General features: G+C 73.6%; 17 protein-coding genes. 11 read left to right on the top strand and 6 right to left on the bottom strand.

From position 1 onward, the window contains the following. Positions 1-36: 36 nt before the first annotated feature. The 3 genes from ABD665_RS11450 to ABD665_RS11440 are packed head-to-tail and all read right to left on the bottom strand — an operon-like array spanning position 37 to position 2,277. On the bottom strand, positions 37-990 hold the full coding sequence (locus ABD665_RS11450; RefSeq protein WP_344742378.1) for a DNA-3-methyladenine glycosylase family protein: 954 nt from the start codon (positions 988-990) through the stop codon (positions 37-39). 13 nt (positions 991-1,003) lie between these two features. Then, positions 1,004-1,540, bottom strand: coding sequence for a GNAT family N-acetyltransferase (locus tag ABD665_RS11445; RefSeq protein ID WP_204910548.1), 537 nt, complete (start codon positions 1,538-1,540; stop codon positions 1,004-1,006). Continuing rightward, entirely contained in the window at positions 1,537-2,277 is a 741-nt protein-coding gene (locus ABD665_RS11440; protein ID WP_204910549.1) for a DUF3152 domain-containing protein, read from the bottom strand. Before ABD665_RS11440 ends, ABD665_RS11445 begins: the two co-directional genes overlap by 4 nt. Before the next feature lie 180 nt (positions 2,278-2,457). Here ABD665_RS11440 and ABD665_RS11435 point away from each other — a divergent pair, with 180 nt between their 5' ends. After that, complete coding sequence (locus ABD665_RS11435; RefSeq protein ID WP_204910550.1) at positions 2,458-4,137, top strand: YibE/F family protein; 1,680 nt, start codon at positions 2,458-2,460, stop codon at positions 4,135-4,137. 74 nt (positions 4,138-4,211) lie between these two features. On the opposite strand, the gene lysS is transcribed toward ABD665_RS11435, so the two are convergent. Next, positions 4,212-5,732 carry a lysine--tRNA ligase gene (lysS, locus tag ABD665_RS11430; protein ID WP_204913706.1) on the bottom strand — a complete coding sequence of 507 codons (1,521 nt, stop codon included), beginning with the start codon at positions 5,730-5,732 and terminating at the stop codon, positions 4,212-4,214. Positions 5,733-5,826: 94 nt separating this feature from the next. Between lysS and ABD665_RS11425 the strand changes: the two genes are divergently transcribed. The 5 genes from ABD665_RS11425 (at position 5,827) to ABD665_RS11405 (ending at position 10,921) form a co-directional block, all read left to right on the top strand. Beyond that, positions 5,827-6,471 (top strand): hypothetical protein, encoded by a 645-nt coding sequence (locus ABD665_RS11425; protein ID WP_204915024.1) that lies wholly within the window; start codon positions 5,827-5,829, stop codon positions 6,469-6,471. A 94-nt stretch (positions 6,472-6,565) separates the two neighbouring features. Further along, positions 6,566-8,278, top strand: a complete 1,713-nt coding sequence (locus ABD665_RS11420) for a circularly permuted type 2 ATP-grasp protein (RefSeq protein WP_204910551.1) — start codon at positions 6,566-6,568, stop codon at positions 8,276-8,278. Further along, the gene (locus ABD665_RS11415) at positions 8,275-9,204 is read left to right on the top strand and encodes an alpha-E domain-containing protein (protein ID WP_204910552.1); all 930 of its coding nucleotides are present in this window, start codon (positions 8,275-8,277) and stop codon (positions 9,202-9,204) included. Before ABD665_RS11420 ends, ABD665_RS11415 begins: the two co-directional genes overlap by 4 nt. 31 nt (positions 9,205-9,235) lie before the next feature. Continuing rightward, the gene (locus ABD665_RS11410; protein WP_204910553.1) at positions 9,236-10,084 is read left to right on the top strand and encodes a transglutaminase N-terminal domain-containing protein; all 849 of its coding nucleotides are present in this window, start codon (positions 9,236-9,238) and stop codon (positions 10,082-10,084) included. A gap of 282 nt (positions 10,085-10,366) precedes the next feature. Continuing rightward, entirely contained in the window at positions 10,367-10,921 is a 555-nt protein-coding gene (locus ABD665_RS11405; RefSeq protein WP_204910554.1) for a heavy metal-binding domain-containing protein, read from the top strand. A gap of 22 nt (positions 10,922-10,943) precedes the next feature. Here the strand turns inward: ABD665_RS11405 and ABD665_RS11400 are convergent, their stop codons facing one another. Continuing rightward, the gene (locus ABD665_RS11400) at positions 10,944-11,603 is read right to left on the bottom strand and encodes an HAD-IA family hydrolase (protein ID WP_344742372.1); all 660 of its coding nucleotides are present in this window, start codon (positions 11,601-11,603) and stop codon (positions 10,944-10,946) included. 289 nt (positions 11,604-11,892) lie between these two features. Between ABD665_RS11400 and ABD665_RS11395 the strand changes: the two genes are divergently transcribed. From ABD665_RS11395 to ABD665_RS11385, 3 genes are read left to right on the top strand one after another with little or no spacing between them, the layout of a single operon-like run. After that, positions 11,893-12,522 (top strand): TetR family transcriptional regulator, encoded by a 630-nt coding sequence (locus tag ABD665_RS11395; RefSeq protein WP_204910555.1) that lies wholly within the window; start codon positions 11,893-11,895, stop codon positions 12,520-12,522. Next, positions 12,516-14,255, top strand: a complete 1,740-nt coding sequence (locus tag ABD665_RS11390; RefSeq protein ID WP_204910556.1) for an ABC transporter transmembrane domain-containing protein — start codon at positions 12,516-12,518, stop codon at positions 14,253-14,255. The genes ABD665_RS11395 and ABD665_RS11390 overlap by 7 nt, the downstream gene beginning before the upstream one ends. Continuing rightward, positions 14,252-16,153 (top strand): ABC transporter transmembrane domain-containing protein, encoded by a 1,902-nt coding sequence (locus ABD665_RS11385; protein WP_204910557.1) that lies wholly within the window; start codon positions 14,252-14,254, stop codon positions 16,151-16,153. Before ABD665_RS11390 ends, ABD665_RS11385 begins: the two co-directional genes overlap by 4 nt. Positions 16,154-16,306: 153 nt before the next feature. Here ABD665_RS11385 and ABD665_RS11380 read toward each other — a convergent pair whose 3' ends face one another. After that, a complete protein-coding gene (locus tag ABD665_RS11380) occupies positions 16,307-16,777 on the bottom strand; it encodes a hypothetical protein (RefSeq protein WP_204910558.1) in 471 nt (156 codons plus the stop codon). Between the two features lie 89 nt (positions 16,778-16,866). On the opposite strand from ABD665_RS11380, the gene ABD665_RS11375 reads away from it, so the two are divergent. Together ABD665_RS11375 and ABD665_RS11370 are read left to right on the top strand one after the other, a co-directional pair. Further along, positions 16,867-18,423, top strand: coding sequence for a molybdopterin-dependent oxidoreductase (locus tag ABD665_RS11375; protein WP_204910559.1), 1,557 nt, complete (start codon positions 16,867-16,869; stop codon positions 18,421-18,423). A gap of 43 nt (positions 18,424-18,466) precedes the next feature. After that, entirely contained in the window at positions 18,467-19,222 is a 756-nt protein-coding gene (locus tag ABD665_RS11370) for an exodeoxyribonuclease III (protein WP_204910560.1), read from the top strand. Positions 19,223-19,227 lie beyond the last annotated feature (5 nt).

Genomic DNA, 19,227 nt, shown 5'->3' with positions numbered 1-19,227 from the left:
GCCCGACGCGCGTCCGGGCTCGTGCGGGCCGCAGCCTCAGGAACGGCCGCGGGTCGCGTACGGGGTGTGGGTCGGCAACGTCATCCGTGGCGCGTGCCGGGGCCGTCGTGCCCCGACCAGCCCGAGCAGCTGCTGCACCCGGAAGCGGTGCCCGCGGTAGGGCTCCAGCAGCTCGGTCGCCGCGTCGTCGTCCAGCACCTCGCCCGTCAGGGCCCAGGTGATGTTCTTGCCCACGTGGTAGTCGCCCACGCTCCAGGCGTCGGCGTCGCCGTGGGCGCGCTGACGCACCTCCGCCGAGGTCCACGGACCCACGCCGGGAAGGCTGCGGAGCGCCACGTCGGCCGCCTCGTTCGTGCCCCTCAGCGTCCGTTCGAGCGCCGCCGCCCGCTGGGCGGTCCGGACCAGGGTGCGGCTGCGTCGCTCCTCGACCCCGGCCGCCAGGAAGCGCCAGCTCGGCACCCGCGCCCAGACCTCCGGGGTCGGCGCCACGAACATCCCGTACGCCGCCGAGCCCGGCTCCTGCGTGGGGCCGGGCGCGGGTTCACCGAACTCGCGCACCAGCAGCCGCCAGGCGCGGAACGCCTCCTTGCCCGTCACCACCTGCTCGAGGCAGGCCGGCGCCATGGCCTCGAAGACGGCGTCCGTGCGCCCGACCCGGAAGTGCGCGTGGTGGCGGTGCGCCTCGGCGACGACCGGGTGGCGCGGCTCGAAGCCGCTCACGTCGTCGTCCTCGCCCAGGAAGCGCGGCAGCTGGTCGAGCACCTGCTCGGCGCCGTCGCCCCAGGCGCGCGCGGACACCTCGGTGCCCTGGGCGACGACCTTGAGCAGGGCCGTGCCCGTCGACGTCCGCGTGGTCCGGAGGTGGATGCCGCCCAGCGACCGGTGCGTCGGGTCCCCGGAACCGCGCCGGTGCGGCGCGAAGAAGGCGCCGAGCATCGGCGTCCGGTCCAGGACCAGGCGCCGGGTCAGACCCCCGACCTCCGTGCTCATCGCGTCGGAAACTCTATGTCGGCCCGCCGACACCCGCACCGGTGACGGGCTCCGCGCTCCCGGGCGCGACCACCGCGAGGTCGCCCCGCGGCGTCCGGACGAACCCGTTGGCCCGCAGCACGGCGAGCGAGGCGGGACCGTCCGGGTTGTCGGGCTCGACCTCGGCGCGGACGACGTCGGCGCCGTGGCGCCAGGCGTGCTCGAGCAGCAGGGCGCACGCCCGGGTCGCGACGCCGCGGCCGCGCAGGGCCGGCGCGACCTGGTAGCCGACCTCGACCTCGGCCGGGCCGTCCTCCGGCGGCGGCCCGTGGAACCCGGCGTCGCCGACGACCCGGCCGTCGACGACCACGGCGAAGAACCACCAGGGCGAGGTCTCAGGGTCGCGACCGAGGGCCTCGTACGCGCCGAGCAGCATCCGCGCGGCGCTCAGCGTCCCGCCGGCCGGGAACTCCGGGTGCCAGGTCCGCGGCCGCACGAGGCTCCCGTCGACCAGCGCGCGGGCGACGGCGACGGGGACCCGCTCCAGCCGGACGTCGGGGGCGGCGCTCATCCCTTCGTGACCGAGGGCCACGGGTTGGCCGTGCAGCCCTGCAGGCCCTTGGTCTGCTGCAGCATCACCGGGGAGGGCTGGCCGGTCCGCGGGCAGCCGACGTGGGAGTGCCCGAGCGCGTGCCCGAACTCGTGGTTCACGAGGTACTCCCGGTAGGCCGCGACGTCGGTCCCGTACGCGTCCGCCCCGAGCACCCACCGCTTGGCGTTGAGGACGACCTTGTCCCCCGCGCGGCAGGACACCTCGCCGCGGGTCAGCAGCGGCGCGCACAGCTTGTCGGTCGTGCCGGGCGTGACGACGTACGCGTGCAGGTCGGCGGTCTCGCCGGCGGCGACCAGGGCGAACCGCACCCGGCCGGTCGACCGCCAGCTGCGGGGGTCGTCGAGCGTCTTCTCGAGCGCGCGCGCCACCGCGTCCGGGTCGAGGTCGAGGCCCTTCTCCACCCGGACGTCGAAGCGGTAGAGCCGGCCCTCGTCCGTCGTGCTCGGGACGGAGACCTTCGCCTCCTCGTACGTGCCCGGGCCCGTGTCGGCGACGAGGACGCCCTGGGCCTGGGCGGGTTCCGTGGTCGGCGGGGCCGCCGGGCTCGACGCGGCCGGCTCGCCCGGCGAGGCCGAGGCCCGGGCGGGAGCGGCCCCGATGGCGGGCGCGGAGGACGGGACGAGGGCGGACGGCCGGGGTAGCGACCACGCGCCGGTCACCAGCAGCGCGAGACCGATCGCCGCGCAGAGGAGCATCCAGCGGCGTCCGACGGTGAGGGCCGGTCGCTGCGCGGAAGACGGGGGGTTCGGGTCGGCTGGGTTAGATTGTCCGCCGACGTCGCGCGGGCCACGCGCGGGCCGTGGATCTTCGTGGGGGTCGTGGGTCCGACGCCCCTCCGACGATCGGCTCACGGACCAAGAGACTAGGCGGACGACGTGGCGCACACGCACAGCAACGCCGCACGCGGCGGACGTGGTGCGGCCGGGCACGGTCACCTCGCCGCCCACGACGGCTCCGAGCACCAGGTCACCGCCGCGGAGCTCTACCGCCACCGCCGGGCGCTGCGGATCCTCATCGTGGTGCTGATCCCGCTCGGGATCTGGACCCTGGTCGGCCTGATCGCCCTCTGGCCGGGCGACGTCGCCGACCACGTGAACGCCGACGCGGCGGGCTACAGCGTCGCCGGGGTCACCTACCCGCACGCGAAGATCACCGGCGTCGAGCAGATCGCCTGCGACGGCCTGCCCGGCTCGACGCCCGGCGAGCAGGGCGCCAACGCCTGCGCCAACCTGACGGCCACGGTCACCGACGGCGACGGCCGCGGGGACGTGGCCAGCGTCCCGCTCACCCAGGCCCTCTACGCCTCGGGCGCCGAGGTCGGGCAGGACATCGTCCTGATCCGGGTCCCGCCGGGCGACGGGCAGGGCGCCTCGTACCAGTTCTCCGACTTCGACCGCCGTACGCCGCTCATCGTCCTGAGCATCGTGTTCGCGCTCGTCGTCGTCGCGGTCGCCCGCTGGCGCGGCCTGGCGTCGCTGCTCGGCCTGGCCTTCGCGGCGCTGATCCTCGTCAAGTTCATGTTCCCGGCCCTCGTCGCCGGCCAGAACCCCGTCGTCATCGGCCTGATCGGCTCGTCCGCGATCATGTTCGTCGTCCTGTACGCGGCCCACGGCTTCAGCGCGCGGACGACGACCGCCCTGGTCGGGACCCTGTTCGGGCTCGGGCTCAGCGCCGCGCTCGGCGCCTTCGCGACCGGCTGGGCGCACCTGACCGGCGTCGCCAGCGAGGACGACTACATCCTCGCCGCCGCGACGCCCGACCTGCAGCTGACGTCGGTGGTGATCTGCGGGATCATCGTCGCCGGCCTCGGCGTGCTGAACGACGTGACCATCACCCAGGCCTCGGCCGTCTGGGAGCTGGCCGACGGTCACTACCTCGACGAGAACGGCCAGGCCCTGCGCCTGCGCAAGCGCGACCTGTTCACGCGGGCCATGCGGATCGGCCGCGACCACATCGCCTCGACCGTCTACACGATCGCCTTCGCCACGGCGGGTGCGTCGCTGTCGGTGCTGCTGCTGATCGCCGTCTACGACCGGCCGCTGCTGCAGGTGCTGCAGACCGAGCAGTTCTCGGACGAGATCGTCCGGACCCTCGTCGGCTCCATCGGCCTCGTCCTCGCCGTCCCCCTGACCACGGCGATCGGGGTGGCCGTCGTCCGCGCCGGCCGCGTTCAGCCCGCCGGGGTCGGGGCGGGGGCCGGCGCCGCCGGTGAGGGCACCGCGCTCGTCCCGTCGGAGCGCCGACGCCTCTCGCTCCCCGGCCGTAAGCGTCCGGCCGTCGCCGCCGCCCCGGTCGAGGAGGCCGCGCCGACCGTGGAGCCCGAGGGCGACACGGAGAAGACGATCCTGCCGGCCGTCAGCGCCTCCGGCGCCGCGCCGACGACCGCCCCGGAGCCGAAGGCCGATCCCGTGCCCACCGGTGACCCCGTGGCCGACGTCGTCTCGGACGCCACGGAGAAGCCGTCGCGGCGCCGCTGGCGCCGTCACGAGGACGACTTCGGCGACTTCTCCGACCTCCGCGACCCCGACGAGCCCAGCCCGCGCCGCTCGCGCTAGCCCTGCCCGACGAGAACGGGGAAGTTCCGGCCGCGACTACGCGGTCAGAACTTCCCCGTTCGTCCGGCTCCCGGTCAGGAACCGGGGCGCAGCAGCGGGAAGAGGATCGACTCGCGGATGCCGACGCCGGTGAAGAGCATGATCAGCCGGTCGAGCCCCAGGCCGACGCCGCCCATCGGCGGTGCGCCGAGCTCGAGGGCGTCCAGGAAGTCCTCGTCGAGCTGCATCGCCTCGGGGTCGCCCGCGGCGGCCTCGAGCGACTGGGCCGTGAGCCGCTCGCGCTGGATGACCGGATCGATCAGCTCGGAGAAGCCGGTACCCCGCTCGACCCCGCCGATGAACAGGTCCCAGGCCTCGATGAGCGCCGGGTCGCTGCGGTGCGGACGGGCCAGCGGCTGCGCGATCGGCGGGTAGTCGCAGACGAACGTCGGCTGCAGCAGCGTCGGCTCGACGAGCTCCGCGAACAGCTCCATGACGACCTTCTGCTCGCCCCACGCCGGGTCGAGGGCCACGCCGCGCGCGGTCGCGATCGCGTGCAGGCGCTCGAGCGAGGTCTCCGGGAGCACCTCCTCGCCGAGCACCGCCGACAGGCCGGGGTAGACCCCGAGCCAGCGCCACTCGCCGTCGAGGTCGATCACGCCGGCCGGCGTCTCGATCTGCCGGGTGCCGAGCACGTCAGCGACGTCGAGGATGATCTGCCGGGTCAGGTCGGCGACGGTCTTCTGGTCGCCCCACGCCTCGTAGAACTCGAGCATCGTGAACTCGGGGCTGTGGGTCGAGTCGACGCCCTCGTTGCGGAAGATCCGGCCCATCTCGTACACCCGGTCGACGCCGCCGACGACGGCGCGCTTGAGGTAGAGCTCGAGCGCGATGCGCAGCGTCATGTCGACGTCGAACGCGTTCAGGTGCGTGGGGAACGGGCGTGCGTGCGCACCGCCGTGCACCAGCTGGAGGACGGGCGTCTCGACCTCGAGGAAGTCGTGGCGGTGCAGCGTGTCCCGGATGCTCCGCGTCACCTTCGCGCGGGTCAGGACCATCTGCCGGGCCTCCTCGCGGACCGTCAGGTCGGCGTACCGCTGCCGGACCCGGGTCTCCTCGGAGAGCTCGGTGTAGAGGTTGGGCAGCGGCCGCAGCGCCTTGGACGCCAGCTCCCAGCTGCCGGCCATCACGCTCAGCTCGCCGCGGCGGGAGGAGACGACCCGGCCGCGGACGTAGACGAAGTCGCCCAGGTCGACGTCGGCCTTCCAGGCGGCCAGCGCCTCCTCGCCCACCTCGGCGAGGGACAGCATGACCTGGAGGCGGACGCCCGTGTCGGCCGTCGAGAGGCCCTCCTGGAGCGTGGCGAAGCAGAGCTTGCCGGTGTTGCGCAGGAACACGACCCGCCCGGCCACGCCGACGACGTCCTGCGTCTCCTCGCCCGTGGCGAGGCTCGCCCAGCGCGACCGCACCTCGCGCAGCGAGTGGGTCCGCCCGACCGACACGGGGTACGGCTGGCGGCCCTCCTCGAGCAGCCGGGCCCGCTTCTCCTGCCGCACGCGGCGCTGCTCGGAGACCGCCGCCGCCTCCGTGGCCTCGGTCGTCGCGGCGTCGGTCAGCTCGTCTGGCACCGGCTCAGACTAGTGGCCGGGGACCTGGGGATAAGTCCGGATCCAGCCCTCCGAGGACCCTCGCGCTGACAGACTGGCGGCCATGTCGTCGCCGCAGCAGCCGTGGTCCCCCGACCAGCCCGCCCCCTCGGGACCGCCCCCGGGCGCCGGGGCACCGCAGGGCTACGGAGCACCCCAGGGGTACGGCGCCCCGCAGGGGTACGGAGCGCCGCAAGGCTACGGGGCGCCCCAGGGCCACGGGTCCCCGGCGCCGGGCCCGACGTCCGAGCCGCTCGCCGAGCAGGGCTTCGTCCCGGCGGGCTACGGCGCGCCCCTGGTCGCGCCGGAGGCGTACGGGAGCGGTCCGACGGGCGAGCTGGTGATCAACCTCAACAAGCCGGTCGGGGCGATGGGGATGATCGAGCCGCTGCTGACCATCGACGGCCACCGGGCGACGGTCCGCTGGGGCCGCAACGCCTTTCCCGCGCCGGCCGGGCTGCGGCAGGTCGAGGCCGCGCAGGTCTACCTGGGGCGCACGTACGGCCGCGCGTCGCTCGCGGTGCCCGTCGAGCCGGGCTCCACGAGCGAGATCTTCTTCTCGGGGCCGATGACGACCGTCGGCAAGGACGGCGCCATGGGGTTCACGCCCCAGAAGCGTCCGGGCAGCGCGGTCTTCGTCGGCCTCATGGTCTTCCTCTTCGTGCTGCTGCTGCTCGTCGTCCTCGCGGTGGTGCTGGGCAACACCTGAGCGCCCGCCCGGGCCGAGGCTGAGAAGTTCACACAGGAGGACCCGGCCGAGCACCGATGATGTGAGGTGCGTCGCTCTGAGTAGGGTCACGGTCATGCCCGACGTCTTGTCCGACTACCGCCCGGGTGTCGCCTTCGACGAGATGGTCGACGCGTCCGGCAGCGTCCGGCCCAGCTACCGGGCGATCCACGCGACGCTGCAGCAGAGCACGCCGGCCGAGCTCAAGGGCATCGCCGAGGCCCTGGCCAGCAACTACACGCAGGCGGGCGTGACCTTCGACGTCGGCGGCGTCGAGCGGCCGTTCCCGCTGGACCTCGTGCCCCGGGTCATCGCGGCCGCGGAGTGGGACACCATCGAGTCCGGCGTCGCGCAGCGCGTGCGAGCGATGGAGCTGTTCCTCGACGACGTCTACTCCGACGCCAAGGTCATCTCCGACGGCGTCGTGCCGAGCCAGCTGATCACCACGTCCGCGCACTTCCACCGCGTGGTGTGGGGCGTCCGGCCGCCGAACGGCGTCCGCATCCACGTCGCCGGGGTCGACCTGATCCGCACCCCGGAGGGCGACGTCCGCGTCCTCGAGGACAACTTCCGGGTGCCGAGCGGCGTCTCGTACGTCATGACGAACCGCACCGCGATGATCACCGCGCTGCCCGACGCCTTCGCCAACCAGCGGATCCGCTCGGTCGGTGACTACCCGGCCCGGCTCCTGCAGGCGCTGCGCAAGGCCTCGCCGGTCACCGACGACCCGAACATCGTCGTGCTCACCCCCGGCGTCTACAACTCCGCCTACTTCGAGCACACGCTGCTCGCCCGCACGATGGGTGTCGAGCTCGTCGAGGGCCGCGACCTCGAGTGCCGGCGCGGCAAGGTCTTCATGCGGACGACCGCGGGGCTGCGTCGCGTGGACGTCATCTACCGCCGCCTGGACGACGACTTCCTCGACCCGGTCTTCTTCCGCAGCGACTCGATGCTGGGCGTGCCCGGCCTGGTCAACGCCGTGCGTACGGGCGGGGTCGCCCTGGCCAACGCCATCGGCAACGGCGTCGCCGACGACAAGCTGATCTACACCTACGTCCCCGACCTGATCCGCTACTACCTCCACGAGGACCCGATCATCGCGAACGTGGACACCTGGCGGCTGGAGGAGGACGAGGCCCGCGAGGAGGTCCTCGACCGCCTCGACGAGCTCGTGGTCAAGCCGGTCGACGGCTCCGGGGGCAAGGGCATCGTCATCGGCCCCCGCGCCACCCGCGAGGAGCTGGACGCCCTGCGCGCCCGGGTGGTCGCCGACCCGCGCGGCTGGATCGCGCAGCCGGTGGTGCAGCTGTCCACCGTGCCGACGCTGATCGACGACCAGCTGCGCCCGCGCCACGTCGACCTGCGGCCCTTCGCGGTGAACAACGGCGACAGCGTCTACGTGCTGCCCGGCGGTCTGACCCGCGTCGCGCTTCCCGAGGGCGAGCTCGTGGTGAACAGCAGCCAGGGCGGCGGCAGCAAGGACACCTGGGTCCTGAGCACGTCGTTCCCCCGCGTCGTCGACGACGTGGACGCGGTCGAGGCCGAGCTGCGCGCCGAGGAGGGCGACCTGGCCGGCACCGTGGCCACCGCCCCGGTCGACCCGGACGTCGCCCCCGAACGCGCGCCCGTCGTCCCCCCGCCGACCGCGGCCCCGCCGGTACGGCCGGTCGTGCCGATGGTCGTCGGCCGGGCCCGCGTCGACGTGCCCTCGCGCACCCCCGGCCACCGCCAGCAGGAGGAGCAGCAGCAGCAGGGCGACGGACGGCCCGGGACGGGGGCGGCCCGATGATCCTCAGCCGCATCGCGGAGTCGATGTTCTGGATCGGGCGCTACGTCGAGCGCGCCGAGGACACCGCCCGCCTCCTGCAGACCCACCTCCGCCTGCTCGTCGAGGACAGCTCGACCGAGATGCAGGCGAGCGCCAACCTGCTCGCCCTGATGAGCGTCGAGGGCGTCGAGGAGCCCACGCACACCGACCTGCTGCGGCTGCTGGCGTTCGACCGCCACGAGCCGAGCTCGATCTTCTCCTGCTGGGCGGCCGCCCGGGACAACGCGCGGCGGGCCCGCGAGGTCATCCCGCTGGACCTGTGGGAGTGCATCAACACCACCTGGCACCAGCTGCCGTCGGGCGGCTTCGGCGTCGCGCGGGCGAACGGCTTCCTGAACTGGGCGCGCGAGCGCAGCGCCCTGTTCGGCGGCATCGCCCGCGGGACGATGGTGCGCGACGACGGGTGGCAGTTCCTCTCGCTCGGCCGGTGCCTCGAGCAGGCCGACATGACGTCGCGGCTGGTGGCGTCGGCGTCGGTGTCGGGCGGGGCGTCGCAGTGGCCCTCCGTGCTGCGCGGCTGCGGCGGGCACGACGCCTTCCTGCGGACCTACCGCGGGGTGCACAACGACGCCTCCGCGGCCGAGTTCCTGATCCTGGACGGCCGCTTCCCGCGCTCGATCATGCACGGGCTCACCGCCGCCTCGGACTGCCTGGCCAAGCTCGCCGTGGACGACGCCGACTCCTCCGGCCGCGCCTCCCAGGCCCGCCGCCAGCTGGGCCAGCTGCGCGCCCGCCTCGAGTACGCCGACATGAACGAGCTCGTCGCCCACCTCGACGAGGAGATGGGCGCGGTGCAGGACGTGACGGCCGCGGTCACCGAGCTCGTCACGCGGCAGTACTTCGCCGCCGAGGACCAGCACGCCTGGGTCACCGGGGGCACCCGGTGACCCCCACCGAGCCGGCCAGAGAGGTCACCCCATGCGGCTGAGCATCGACCACCAGACCGGCTTCCGGTACGACTCCCCCGTGCGCTCGTCGTTCAACGAGGCCCGGATGACGCCGCTGACCCGTGACGGCCAGACGGTCTGGACGAACCGGATCACCATCGAGCCGACGGCGTGGAGCTTCAGCTACGTCGACTACTGGGGCACGACGGTCACGACCTTCGAGCTGCACGAGCCGCACGAGCGGCTGACCGTCCACGCCCAGGCCGTGGTCGACACGCGGGCCGACGAGATCGCCTGGGACACCGAACGGCGCCCCCCGCGCAACGACCTCGGCTGGGCGGCGCTGCGGGACCGCGGCGTCATCGACCCGATGACCGACTTCCTCGCCGTGACCGACCGCACGACCCCGCCGCCGGCCCTCGCCGCGGAGGTCGCCGCCGTCGCCGGGCAGGCGCCGCGGCTGGCCGGGCTCGACGTGTGCCGGATCGTGCACGACCACCTGCGCTACAAGCGCGGCTCCACGACGGTCAACAGCACCGCGGCGGAGGTCTGGGAGCTCGGCACCGGGGTCTGCCAGGACTTCACCCACGTGGCCCTGGGCGCGCTGCGCTCGATCGGGCTGCCGGCGCGCTACGTGTCCGGCTACCTGCACCCCGGCGGTTCGGCGGGCGGCACGGTCACCGGCGAGAGCCACTCCTGGGTGGAGTGGTGGTGCGGCACGTGGGTCTCCTACGACCCGACGCAGGGCCAGCGGCTGACCGACCGCTACGTCCGGGTCGGGCAGGGCCGCGACTACGGCGACGTGGCGCCCCTGCGCGGCACCTACTCCGGCGGCGAGTCGGAGATGTTCGTGTCGGTCTCCATGACCGAGCTCGGCTGATTCATGAGGGGGGACGACCCCCCACACCCCCCGCCCGCGATCCACTCGCTGGCGCTCCCGGAACGCGACAACCCCACGAGGGGGGACGAGCCCCCACACCCCCCGCGTGCGATCCACTCGCTGGCGCTCCCGGAACGCGACAGCCCCACGAGGGGGGACGACCCCCCACACCCCCCCCGCCTGCGATCCACTCGCTAGCGCTCGCGGAACGCGACAGCCCGGGGTGGACCCGGCCGGCCGGCCGGGCCTCGCGAGGGCCTTGCGCCCGATATCTTGGGCGGCATGAGCAACCCGTACGGCCAGCAGCCCCCCTACGGGCAGCCGGGCCGCCAGCCGAACCCGTACGGCCAGCCGCAGCAGAGCCCCTACGGGCAGCAGCCGCAGCAGGCGCCCTACGGGCAGCCGCAGGGCTACGGCCAGCCGCCGCAGCAGGGCTACGGCCAGTACGGGCAGCAGCAGCAGTGGGCGCCGCCCGCGCCGCAGCGACCGACGCTGCGCCGCTTCGGGATGCCGGTGCTGACCATGGACGCCGTCCCCGGCCGGGAGACCACCGAGGTCCTGGGCCCGGTCGTCTCCGTCGTCGCCCGGACCCGCGAGCTGCGGCCCGACCTGCGCAACGCGGGCGTGGTCGAGGGCTACACCGCGATGCTCACCGACTCCCGTCAGGACGCGATCGCCAAGGTCGTCGAGATGGCGCGCGAGGCCGGCGCGGACGCCGTCGTCGGGCTCCGCTTCGACTGCAGCGAGATCACCCAGTCCCTGAGCGAGGTCGTCGCGTACGGGACCGCCGTCAAGCTCTCCCCGGCTCCCGAGGGCCGCCAGGAGCCGTCGGCCTGAGCCCCGGCTCCCGGACCGCGCCTCAGGCGGCGGGGCGCACCCGGATGCCGTCGGCGCCCGGCTCGAAGCGCACCTCGGAGAGGTCCCCGACGATCGCGTCCGCGTCCAGCTTCTCGCGGGCCGTCGTGGTGACGACGGCGAGCGTCGCGCAGCCGGCCGCCTTGGCGGCCTGGAGCCCGAGCGGCGCGTCCTCGACCACCAGGCAGCGCGCGGGGTCGACGCCGAGGCGCTCCGCGGCCAGCAGGTAGGGGTCGGGCGCCGGCTTGCCGTGCTCGACCTGGTCGGCCGTCACGAGCACCGTCGGGGCGGCGAGCCCCGACGCGGCGATCCGGGCCTTGGCCAGCGGCATCGTGCACGAGGTGGCGATCGCGTTGGGGGCGTCGACCAGGGCGGCCAGCGCCTCGGCCGCGCCGGGCAGCACGGCCAGGCCGCCGGTGTCCGACAGCTCGAGCTCGTTGATGCGCAGGATGCCGGCCTCGCGCTGGTCCTCGGGCAGGAACTTGGCCACGATGCTCGCCGCCGGGATCCCGTCGTGGCCGCGCATCTGCTCCTCGGCGACCCCGTGCTCGACCGCCCAGCGCGCCCACGCCCGGTAGACGGCCGCGGTCGAGTCGACCAGCGTCCCGTCCATGTCGAACAGCACCGCGTCGAAGACCCTGTCCTCGAGCCCGTTGAGCCCCACGCCTGACCTCTTCCCCGTCGTCCCGCCGTCGGCCGCCCATCCTCGCACCCGCCCCCGGGCGGGGCCGACCACGACCTTCGGCCGAGAAGCGCACGCCCCGCGGCGGGACCGGAGTCGATGCTGATCGTCGTCCTCCCCGACGTCGCCCGAGGTCGGCTGGACCGCCACGCCGACCGGCGACCACGTCGGTGAGCTCGGGCACGGCACGGTCGCGGTGCCCCAGCGCCGGGGCTGATCCCGCTCGGCTTCTCCCTTGCGTGAGTGAGCACTCACTCATATGCTCTCGGTCGTGCCCCGCGCGACCCCCCTGCCCCTCGAGGACCGGCGTGCCGCGCTGGTCGCCGCGACGGAGCCGCTGCTGGAGCGCTACGGCCGCGACGTCAGCACCCGGCAGATCGCCGAGGCCGCCGGCGTCGCCGAGGGCACGATCTTCCGGGCGTTCGCCACGAAGGACGAGCTGATCGACGCCGTCGTCGACGAGGTGTTCGACGAGGCCCGCGCGCGGACCGCGATCGCCGCCATCGACCGGTCGCTGCCCCTGCCGGAACGCCTGCTGGCCGCCGTCACCGTGCTCCAGGACCGGACCCGCCGGGTCTTCGCCCTGTTCCACGCGCTGCGGCTGCGTCCGGGCTGGGCGCGGAGCGACGGCGAGGACCCGCCCGCGCACGACTCGCTGCACGCCCGCCAGCGCCACGACCACGAGCAGCTGGAGCTCGTGCTGCTCGACCTGATCGGCCCGGACGCGGACCTCCTCCGCGTCTCCCCGGGCGAGGCGGTGACCGTGCTGCGCGGGACCGTCTTCGCCCTGACCCACCCGTTGCTCGGGGACGAGCGGCTCGCCCGACCCGACCGCATCGTCGACCTCGTCCTGCACGGGGTCGCCCGCGACACACCACACACCGAGGGACGAACGTGCTGATCTCGCTGCTCCGCGAACGGTTCCTGCGGCCGTACGGACGACTGCTGCTCGGCGTGCTCGTCCTGCAGCTCGTCGGGACGCTCGCCTCGCTCTACCTCCCGAGCCTCAACGCCTCGATCATCGACCGGGGCGTGCTGACCGGCGACACCGCGTTCATCTGGAGCACCGGCAAGATCATGCTCGCCGTGAGCCTGGTGCAGATCGTGTGCGCGGCCGTCGCGACCTACCTCGGCGCGCGGGCGGCGATGGGCTTCGGGCGGGACGTCCGCGGGGCCGTCTTCGAGCGGGTGCTGTCCTTCTCGGCCCGCGAGCTGAACCACTTCGGCGCACCGACCCTGATCACCCGCACCACCAACGACGTGCAGCAGGTGCAGCTGCTCGCGCTGCTCTCCTCGACGGTCTTCGTCGCGGCGCCGATCACCATGATCGGCGGCGTGATCATGGCCCTGCGCGAGGACGTGGTGCTGTCCTGGCTGATCATCGTGGCCGTCCCCGTGCTGGTGCTCTCGATCGGCGCCCTGATCTGGAAGATGCGGCCGCTCTTCCGCGTCGTGCAGACGCGGATCGACACCGTGAACCGGGTGCTGCGCGAGCAGATCACCGGCATCCGCGTCGTCCGGGCCTTCGTCCGCGAACCCTTCGAGGCCGAGCGCTTCGGCCGGGCGAACGCCGAGCTCACGGCGACCCAGACGTCCGTCGGCCGCTACCAGGCCGCGCTGTTCCCGATCGTCATGCTCGTGCTGAACGTCTCGAGCGTGGCCGTGCTGTGGTTCGGCGCCCGCCGGATCGACGCCGGGGAGATGCAGATCGGCGCCCTGACCGCCTTCCTCACCTACCTCGTGCAGATCCTCATGTCGGTGATGATGGCGACCTTCCTGCTGCTGATCGCGCCGCGCGCCGCCGTCTGCGCCGAGCGCATCGAGGAGGTCCTGCGGACCGACTCGTCCGTCGTGGCGCCGGAGGCGGGCGTCACCGAGACCCCCGAGGTCTCCCGGGTGCGCTTCGACCACGTCGGCTTCACCTACCCGGGCGCCGACTCCCCGGTGCTCTCCGACGTCAGCTTCACCGCGGAGGCCGGGCAGACCACCGCGATCATCGGCTCCACGGGGTCGGGCAAGACGACGCTCGTCTCGCTCGTGCCCCGGCTGTTCGACGCGACCGCCGGGGTGACCGAGGTGGACGGCGTGGACGTCCGCGAGCTCGAGCCGGAGGCGCTCTGGGGCCGGATCGGCCTGGTCCCCCAACGGGCGTTCCTCTTCAGCGGGACCGTGGCCAGCAACCTCCGCTACGGGCGTCCCGACGCCACCGACGAGGAGCTGTGGGCCGCGCTCCGCACCGCGCAGGCGGAGGACTTCGTCCGCGCGATGCCCGAGCAGCTCGAGGCCCCCATCGCCCAGGGCGGGTCGAACGTCTCCGGCGGCCAGCGGCAGCGGCTCGCCATTGCCCGCGCGCTGGTCAAGCGCCCCGAGGTCTACGTCTTCGACGACGCCTTCTCCGCCCTCGACGTGGCGACCGACGCCCGGCTGCGGGCGGCGCTCGCCCGCGAGACCGAGGGCGCCTGCGTGATCATCGTCGGCCAGCGGGTGGCCACGATCCGCGAGGCAGACCTGATCGTCGTCCTCGAGGACGGCCGCGTGGTCGGGCAGGGCACCCACGAGTCGCTGCTCGCGGGCTGCCCGACGTACGTGGAGATCGTCGACTCCCAGCTGAGCGCCGAGGAGGTCCTCGCATGAGCACGACCAGCACGCCGTCCCCCGCCGCGTCCCCGGAACCCACCCCGGCCGCACCCGGCGCCAAGGCCCCCGAGCGTCCCGCGTACGCGGCCCAGGCCGGCCGCAGCGGGGGTCCCTTCGGCGGGGCCCGGGTGGCGGAGAAGTCGCTGAACTTCCTCCCCTCCCTGCGCCGCCTGCTCGGCGAGCTGCAGCCGGAGCGCTGGGTGCTGCTCGGCGCCGTCCTGCTGACCGTGGTCGGCATCGGCCTGAGCGTGATGGGCCCGCGCATCCTCGGCCAGGCGACGGACATCATCGTCGCGGGCATCACCGGCGCCGGCGGGCTCGACTTCTACCGGCTCGGGACCACGCTGCTCCTCGCGCTGGGGCTCTACGTCGTGAGCTCGCTGGTGCTGCTGCTGCAGGGCTACCTGCTCAACGGAGCCGTGCAGCGGTCGGTCCGGCGGCTCCGCGACGGGGTCGAGGCGAAGGTCCACCGCCTGCCGCTCTCCTACTTCGACAGGCAGACCCGCGGCGAGCTGCTGAGCCGCGTCACCAACGACATCGACAACGTGGCGCAGTCGCTCCAGCAGACGCTCAGCCAGCTGCTGACGTCGCTGCTGACCGTGGTCGGGGTGACGATCATGATGTTCGTGATCTCCCCCGTGCTGGCGGTGATCGCGCTGGTCACCATCCCTGTCGCGATCGGCGTGACCACGGTGATCGGCAAGCGGGCGCAGAAGCTCTTCGTGGCGCAGTGGAAGTCCACCGGTGAGCTGAACTCCCACATCGAGGAGGCCTTCACCGGCCAGTCCCTGGTGAAGGTGTTCGGCCGGCAGCGCGAGGTCGAGCAGGTCTTCGCGGACAAGAACGACGCCGTCTACCGCGCGAGCTTCGGCGCCCAGTTCGTGTCCGGGCTGATCATGCCGACGATGTTCTTCATCGGGAACCTGAACTACGTCGTCATCGCCGTGGTCGGCGGGCTGCGCGTGGCCAGCGGGACCATGACGCTCGGCGACGTGCAGGCGTTCATCCAGTACAGCCGGCAGTTCACCCAGCCGCTGACCCAGGTCGCGTCGATGGCCAACCTGCTGCAGTCGGGCGTCGCGTCGGCGGAGCGGGTGTTCGAGGTGCTGGACGCCGAGGAGCAGACCGTCGAGGGCGTCGTCACGCTGCCGCCGGTGCGCGGCCGGGTGGAGTTCGAGCACGTGTCCTTCTCGTACACCCCGGAGCAGCCGCTGATCGAGGACCTGACGATCACCGCCGAGCCCGGCCAGACCGTCGCGATCGTCGGGCCCACCGGCGCGGGCAAGACCACCCTGGTCAACCTGCTGATGCGCTTCTACGACCCGCAGTCCGGACGGATCCTGCTCGACGGCGTGGACGTCACGACGATCCCGCGGGCGCTGCTGCGGTCCGCCGTCGGGATGGTGCTGCAGGACACCTGGCTCTTCCACGGGACGATCCACGAGAACATCGCGTACGGCCGGCCGGACGCGAGCGAGGCCGACATCCTCGCGGCGGCCGAGGCGACGTACGTGGACCGCTTCGTGCGTTCGCTGCCGGACGGCTACGACACGGTGATCGACGAGGAGGGCAGCAACGTCAGCGCCGGCGAGCGCCAGCTCATCACCATCGCGCGGGCGTTCCTGGCCGACCCGACGCTGCTCATCCTCGACGAGGCGACGAGCTCGGTCGACACCCGGACCGAGGTGCTCGTGCAGAAGGCGATGGCCGCGCTGCGGTCGGCGCGGACGAGCTTCGTCATCGCCCACCGGCTCTCGACCATTCGCGACGCCGACGTGATCCTGGTGATGGAGGCCGGCGCGATCGTCGAGCAGGGCAGCCACACCGAGCTCCTGGAGCGCCGCGGCGCCTACTGGCGCCTGTACGAGGCGCAGTTCGCGGCGGCCGCGGAGTAGCCGCGGGCCGACGTGCTCGACCCGTGGCGCTCGATGCCCCGGAGGGCCGCCCGGAGACCGGACCTCGTCGTGCAGCCTCATGCCCCCAGGAGCGCGGACCGGTGTGGTCCGACGTGTGGTCCGACGTGTGGTGCGACGGGGTCGTCCACAGCCTCAGCCGCGGGCGGGCTCGCGACGCACGAGGGTGCCGCGGGCGACGAGGCGGTTCAGCCGACGCTGCCGGTGGCGGTAGAAGACCTGCGCGAAGGCCCAGGCCACGGGCGTCAGCGCCCCCGCCCGCACCTCGACCACGTCGGTGTAGCGGGTCATGCCGTAGAAGTCCGCGAGCTCGATGCGGTGGTCCCACACGGTGACGAGGTCGCTGTGGCCGGCGTCGTGCCACACCTCGTCGCCCCCATGCGGCGGTCGGGGCTCGATCGTGTGCTCGCCTAGCCCGATCCGTCCCCCGACCCGCAGCACGAACCGGTAGGGCCGGTACGCCCACCGGTCCGCCAGCACGGGCGGGTCGACGGGGGTGAAGGTGAGCACCGGCCAGGCGACCCGGCAGAGCAGGACGGGACGGGTCAGCGCCTCGGCGAGGGAGTCCCGGCCGCAGGCCTGCAGGGACGAGCACCGCAGCCGCATGGCCGTCACGCTAGCCCTGGCGGGCTCCCTCCGGGGGTCACTTCCCCGGTCTTCTGGTCAACGTTTCGCGCGCGACGGATAGTGGGAGCGTGCTGCGTCCCGTGCCGTCCCGAACCCAGACCAGATGGGCCGCCGTCTGCGGCCTGGTCGCCGGAGCGGCGGGCATCGGGATCTCCGACCTCGCCGCCTGGCTGGCCGCCCCCGCGGGCTCGCCGCTCGCCGCCGTCGGTTCCGTGATCATCGACCTGCTGCCGGCCGGGATGGTGAACTTCGGCAAGGACTACCTCGGCACCGCCGACAAGCCGATCCTGCTGGCGATCGTCGCGCTCGGCGTCATCGCCCTCGCCGCCTTCGGTGGGATCGCGGAGCTTCGCCGCAAGGGCGCGGGGGCCGCCGTGTTCGCGCTCGTCGCGGTCGTCGGCCTCGTCGCCGTGGCGATCGGGTCGGGCAGCGACGTGGCGGCGTACGTCCCCACGGTCGTCGGCCTGCTGCTGGCCTTCATGCTGCTCAGCAGCCTGATCACCCGCCTGCGTCGCTGGCAGCCGGCCCGCGCGGCCCTCCGCCCGGACGGGCCCGCCGACCCGGCCCGCCGGGGCTTCCTGGTCGCGACCTCCGTCTTCGGCGTGCTCGCCGCCGCGGCCGTCGTCGGTGGCCGGGTGCTGGTCGGTGCCGCCAACCGGGTCAGCGCCGCCCGCTCGGGCATCCGCCTGCCGACGCCCGCGACGCCGGCCCCCGCCGTGCCCGCCGGGGCGGACCTGGCCATCGCGGACCTGTCGCCCTACCTGACGCCGAACGAGGACTTCTACCGGATCGACACCGCCCTGCAGGTGCCGGTGATCGACCCCGCGAAGTGGTCCGTCCGGGTCGTCGGCATGGTCGAGCAGGAGGTGTCGCTGACCTTCGAGGAGCTCCTGGGCCTGCCGCTGGTCGAGCACGTCGCCACGCTGACCTGCGTCTCGAACGAGGTCGGCGGCAACCTCGTCGGCAACGCGACCTGGCTCGGCTACCCGATCCGCGAGCTGCTCGCCCGCGCCAAGCCGCTGGCCGGCGCGGACATGGTCCTGTCGCGCAGCGAGGACGGCTTCACCGCCGGCACGCCGCTCGACGCGCTGACCGACCCGGACCGGCAGAGCCTGCTGGCCGTCGGCATGAACGGCGAGCCGCTGCCGCTGGAGCACGGCTTCCCCGTGCGGATGGTCGTGCCCGGGCTGTACGGCTACGTCTCGGCGACCAAGTGGGTCGTCGAGCTCAAGGTGACGACGTTCGCCGAGGACGAGGGCTACTGGACCCCGCTCGGCTGGTCGGCCCGCGGCCCGATCAAGCTCGCCTCGCGCATCGACGTCCCCGGGGGCGAGGCGCCCGTCGGGACCGTCGCGGTCGCGGGGGTCGCCTGGGCCCAGCACACCGGGATCGGCGGCGTCGAGGTGAAGATCGACGGCGGCGACTGGAACCGGGCCGAGCTGGCCGAGACCACCGGTCCGGACACCTGGCGCCAGTGGCGCTACGCCTGGGACGCCCCGGCCGGCGACCATGAGCTCACCGTCCGGGCCACGGACGCCGACGGAACGCTGCAGGACCCCGCCGAGGCCGCACCCGCGCCGAACGGCGCGAGCGGCTACCACTCGGTCCGCGTCACCGTCCGCTGACCACCGGTCCGGGCCGGCACCACGGCCGGGGCAGGATGGGCCGGTGCGGATCGCCACCTGGAACGTGAACTCCGTCGGCGCGCGGCTCCCGCGCCTGCTCGACTGGCTGCAGACCCGTGAACCCGACGTGGTGGCGCTGCAGGAGACGAAGACCAACGAGGCCGGCTTCCCGACCGCCGAGGTCGAGGCGCTCGGCTACCAGGTGATGCACGTCGGCGACGGCCGCTGGAACGGCGTCGCCGTGCTGTCGCGGGTCGGGCTCGAGCCCGTCAGCCGTCAGCTGCCCGGCATGACCGAGCCCCGCTACGCCGTCGCCGACTGCGGCGGCCTGCGCACGGTGAGCGTCTACGTGCCCAACGGACGTTCCGTGGACGACCCGCACTACGCGTACAAGCTGGACTGGTTCGCGGAGCTGCGACGCACGCTGGACGACCAGGACCCGGCGCAGCCGCTGGTGATCATGGGCGACTTCAACGTCGCGCGCACCGACGCCGACGTGTGGGACATCAAGAAGTTCGACGGCAGCACGCACGTCACGCCGCCCGAGCGCGCGGCGCTCGAGTCGCTGATCGACTGGGGCCTCGTCGACGTCACCGCCCGGCCCGGCAAGAACGACCGGCCCTTCACCTACTGGGACTACCGGGCCGGGATGTTCCACAAGGACCTGGGCATGCGGATCGACTACGTCCTGCTCAGCCCGTCGGTCACCGTGCAGGACGCGTACGTCGACCGCGAGGCCCGCAAGGGCACCGGTCCGTCCGACCATGCGCCGATCGTCGTGGACGTGACGCTGCCCTGACCCTC

The sequence above is a fragment of the Microlunatus spumicola genome, from assembly GCF_039536445.1.
GTDB lineage: Bacteria > Actinomycetota > Actinomycetes > Propionibacteriales > Propionibacteriaceae > Microlunatus > Microlunatus spumicola.
This window is presented reverse-complemented; position numbering and strand designations above follow the sequence as displayed.

Bases quoted from the DNA above. Each gene is read 5' to 3' on its own strand.
- ABD665_RS11440 (WP_204910549.1), bottom strand. From the start codon at position 2,277: ATGCTCCTCTGCGCGGCGATCGGTCTCGCGCTGCTGGTGACCGGCGCG.
- ABD665_RS11385 (WP_204910557.1), top strand. From the start codon at position 14,252: ATGAGCACGACCAGCACGCCGTCCCCCGCCGCGTCCCCGGAACCCACC.
- ABD665_RS11415 (WP_204910552.1), top strand. From the start codon at position 8,275: ATGATCCTCAGCCGCATCGCGGAGTCGATGTTCTGGATCGGGCGCTAC.
- ABD665_RS11405 (WP_204910554.1), top strand. From the start codon at position 10,367: ATGAGCAACCCGTACGGCCAGCAGCCCCCCTACGGGCAGCCGGGCCGC.
- ABD665_RS11420 (WP_204910551.1), top strand. From the start codon at position 6,566: ATGCCCGACGTCTTGTCCGACTACCGCCCGGGTGTCGCCTTCGACGAG.
- ABD665_RS11380 (WP_204910558.1), bottom strand. From the start codon at position 16,777: ATGCGGCTGCGGTGCTCGTCCCTGCAGGCCTGCGGCCGGGACTCCCTC.
- ABD665_RS11450 (WP_344742378.1), bottom strand. From the start codon at position 990: ATGAGCACGGAGGTCGGGGGTCTGACCCGGCGCCTGGTCCTGGACCGG.
- ABD665_RS11445 (WP_204910548.1), bottom strand. From the start codon at position 1,540: ATGAGCGCCGCCCCCGACGTCCGGCTGGAGCGGGTCCCCGTCGCCGTC.
- ABD665_RS11410 (WP_204910553.1), top strand. From the start codon at position 9,236: ATGCGGCTGAGCATCGACCACCAGACCGGCTTCCGGTACGACTCCCCC.
- ABD665_RS11425 (WP_204915024.1), top strand. From the start codon at position 5,827: ATGTCGTCGCCGCAGCAGCCGTGGTCCCCCGACCAGCCCGCCCCCTCG.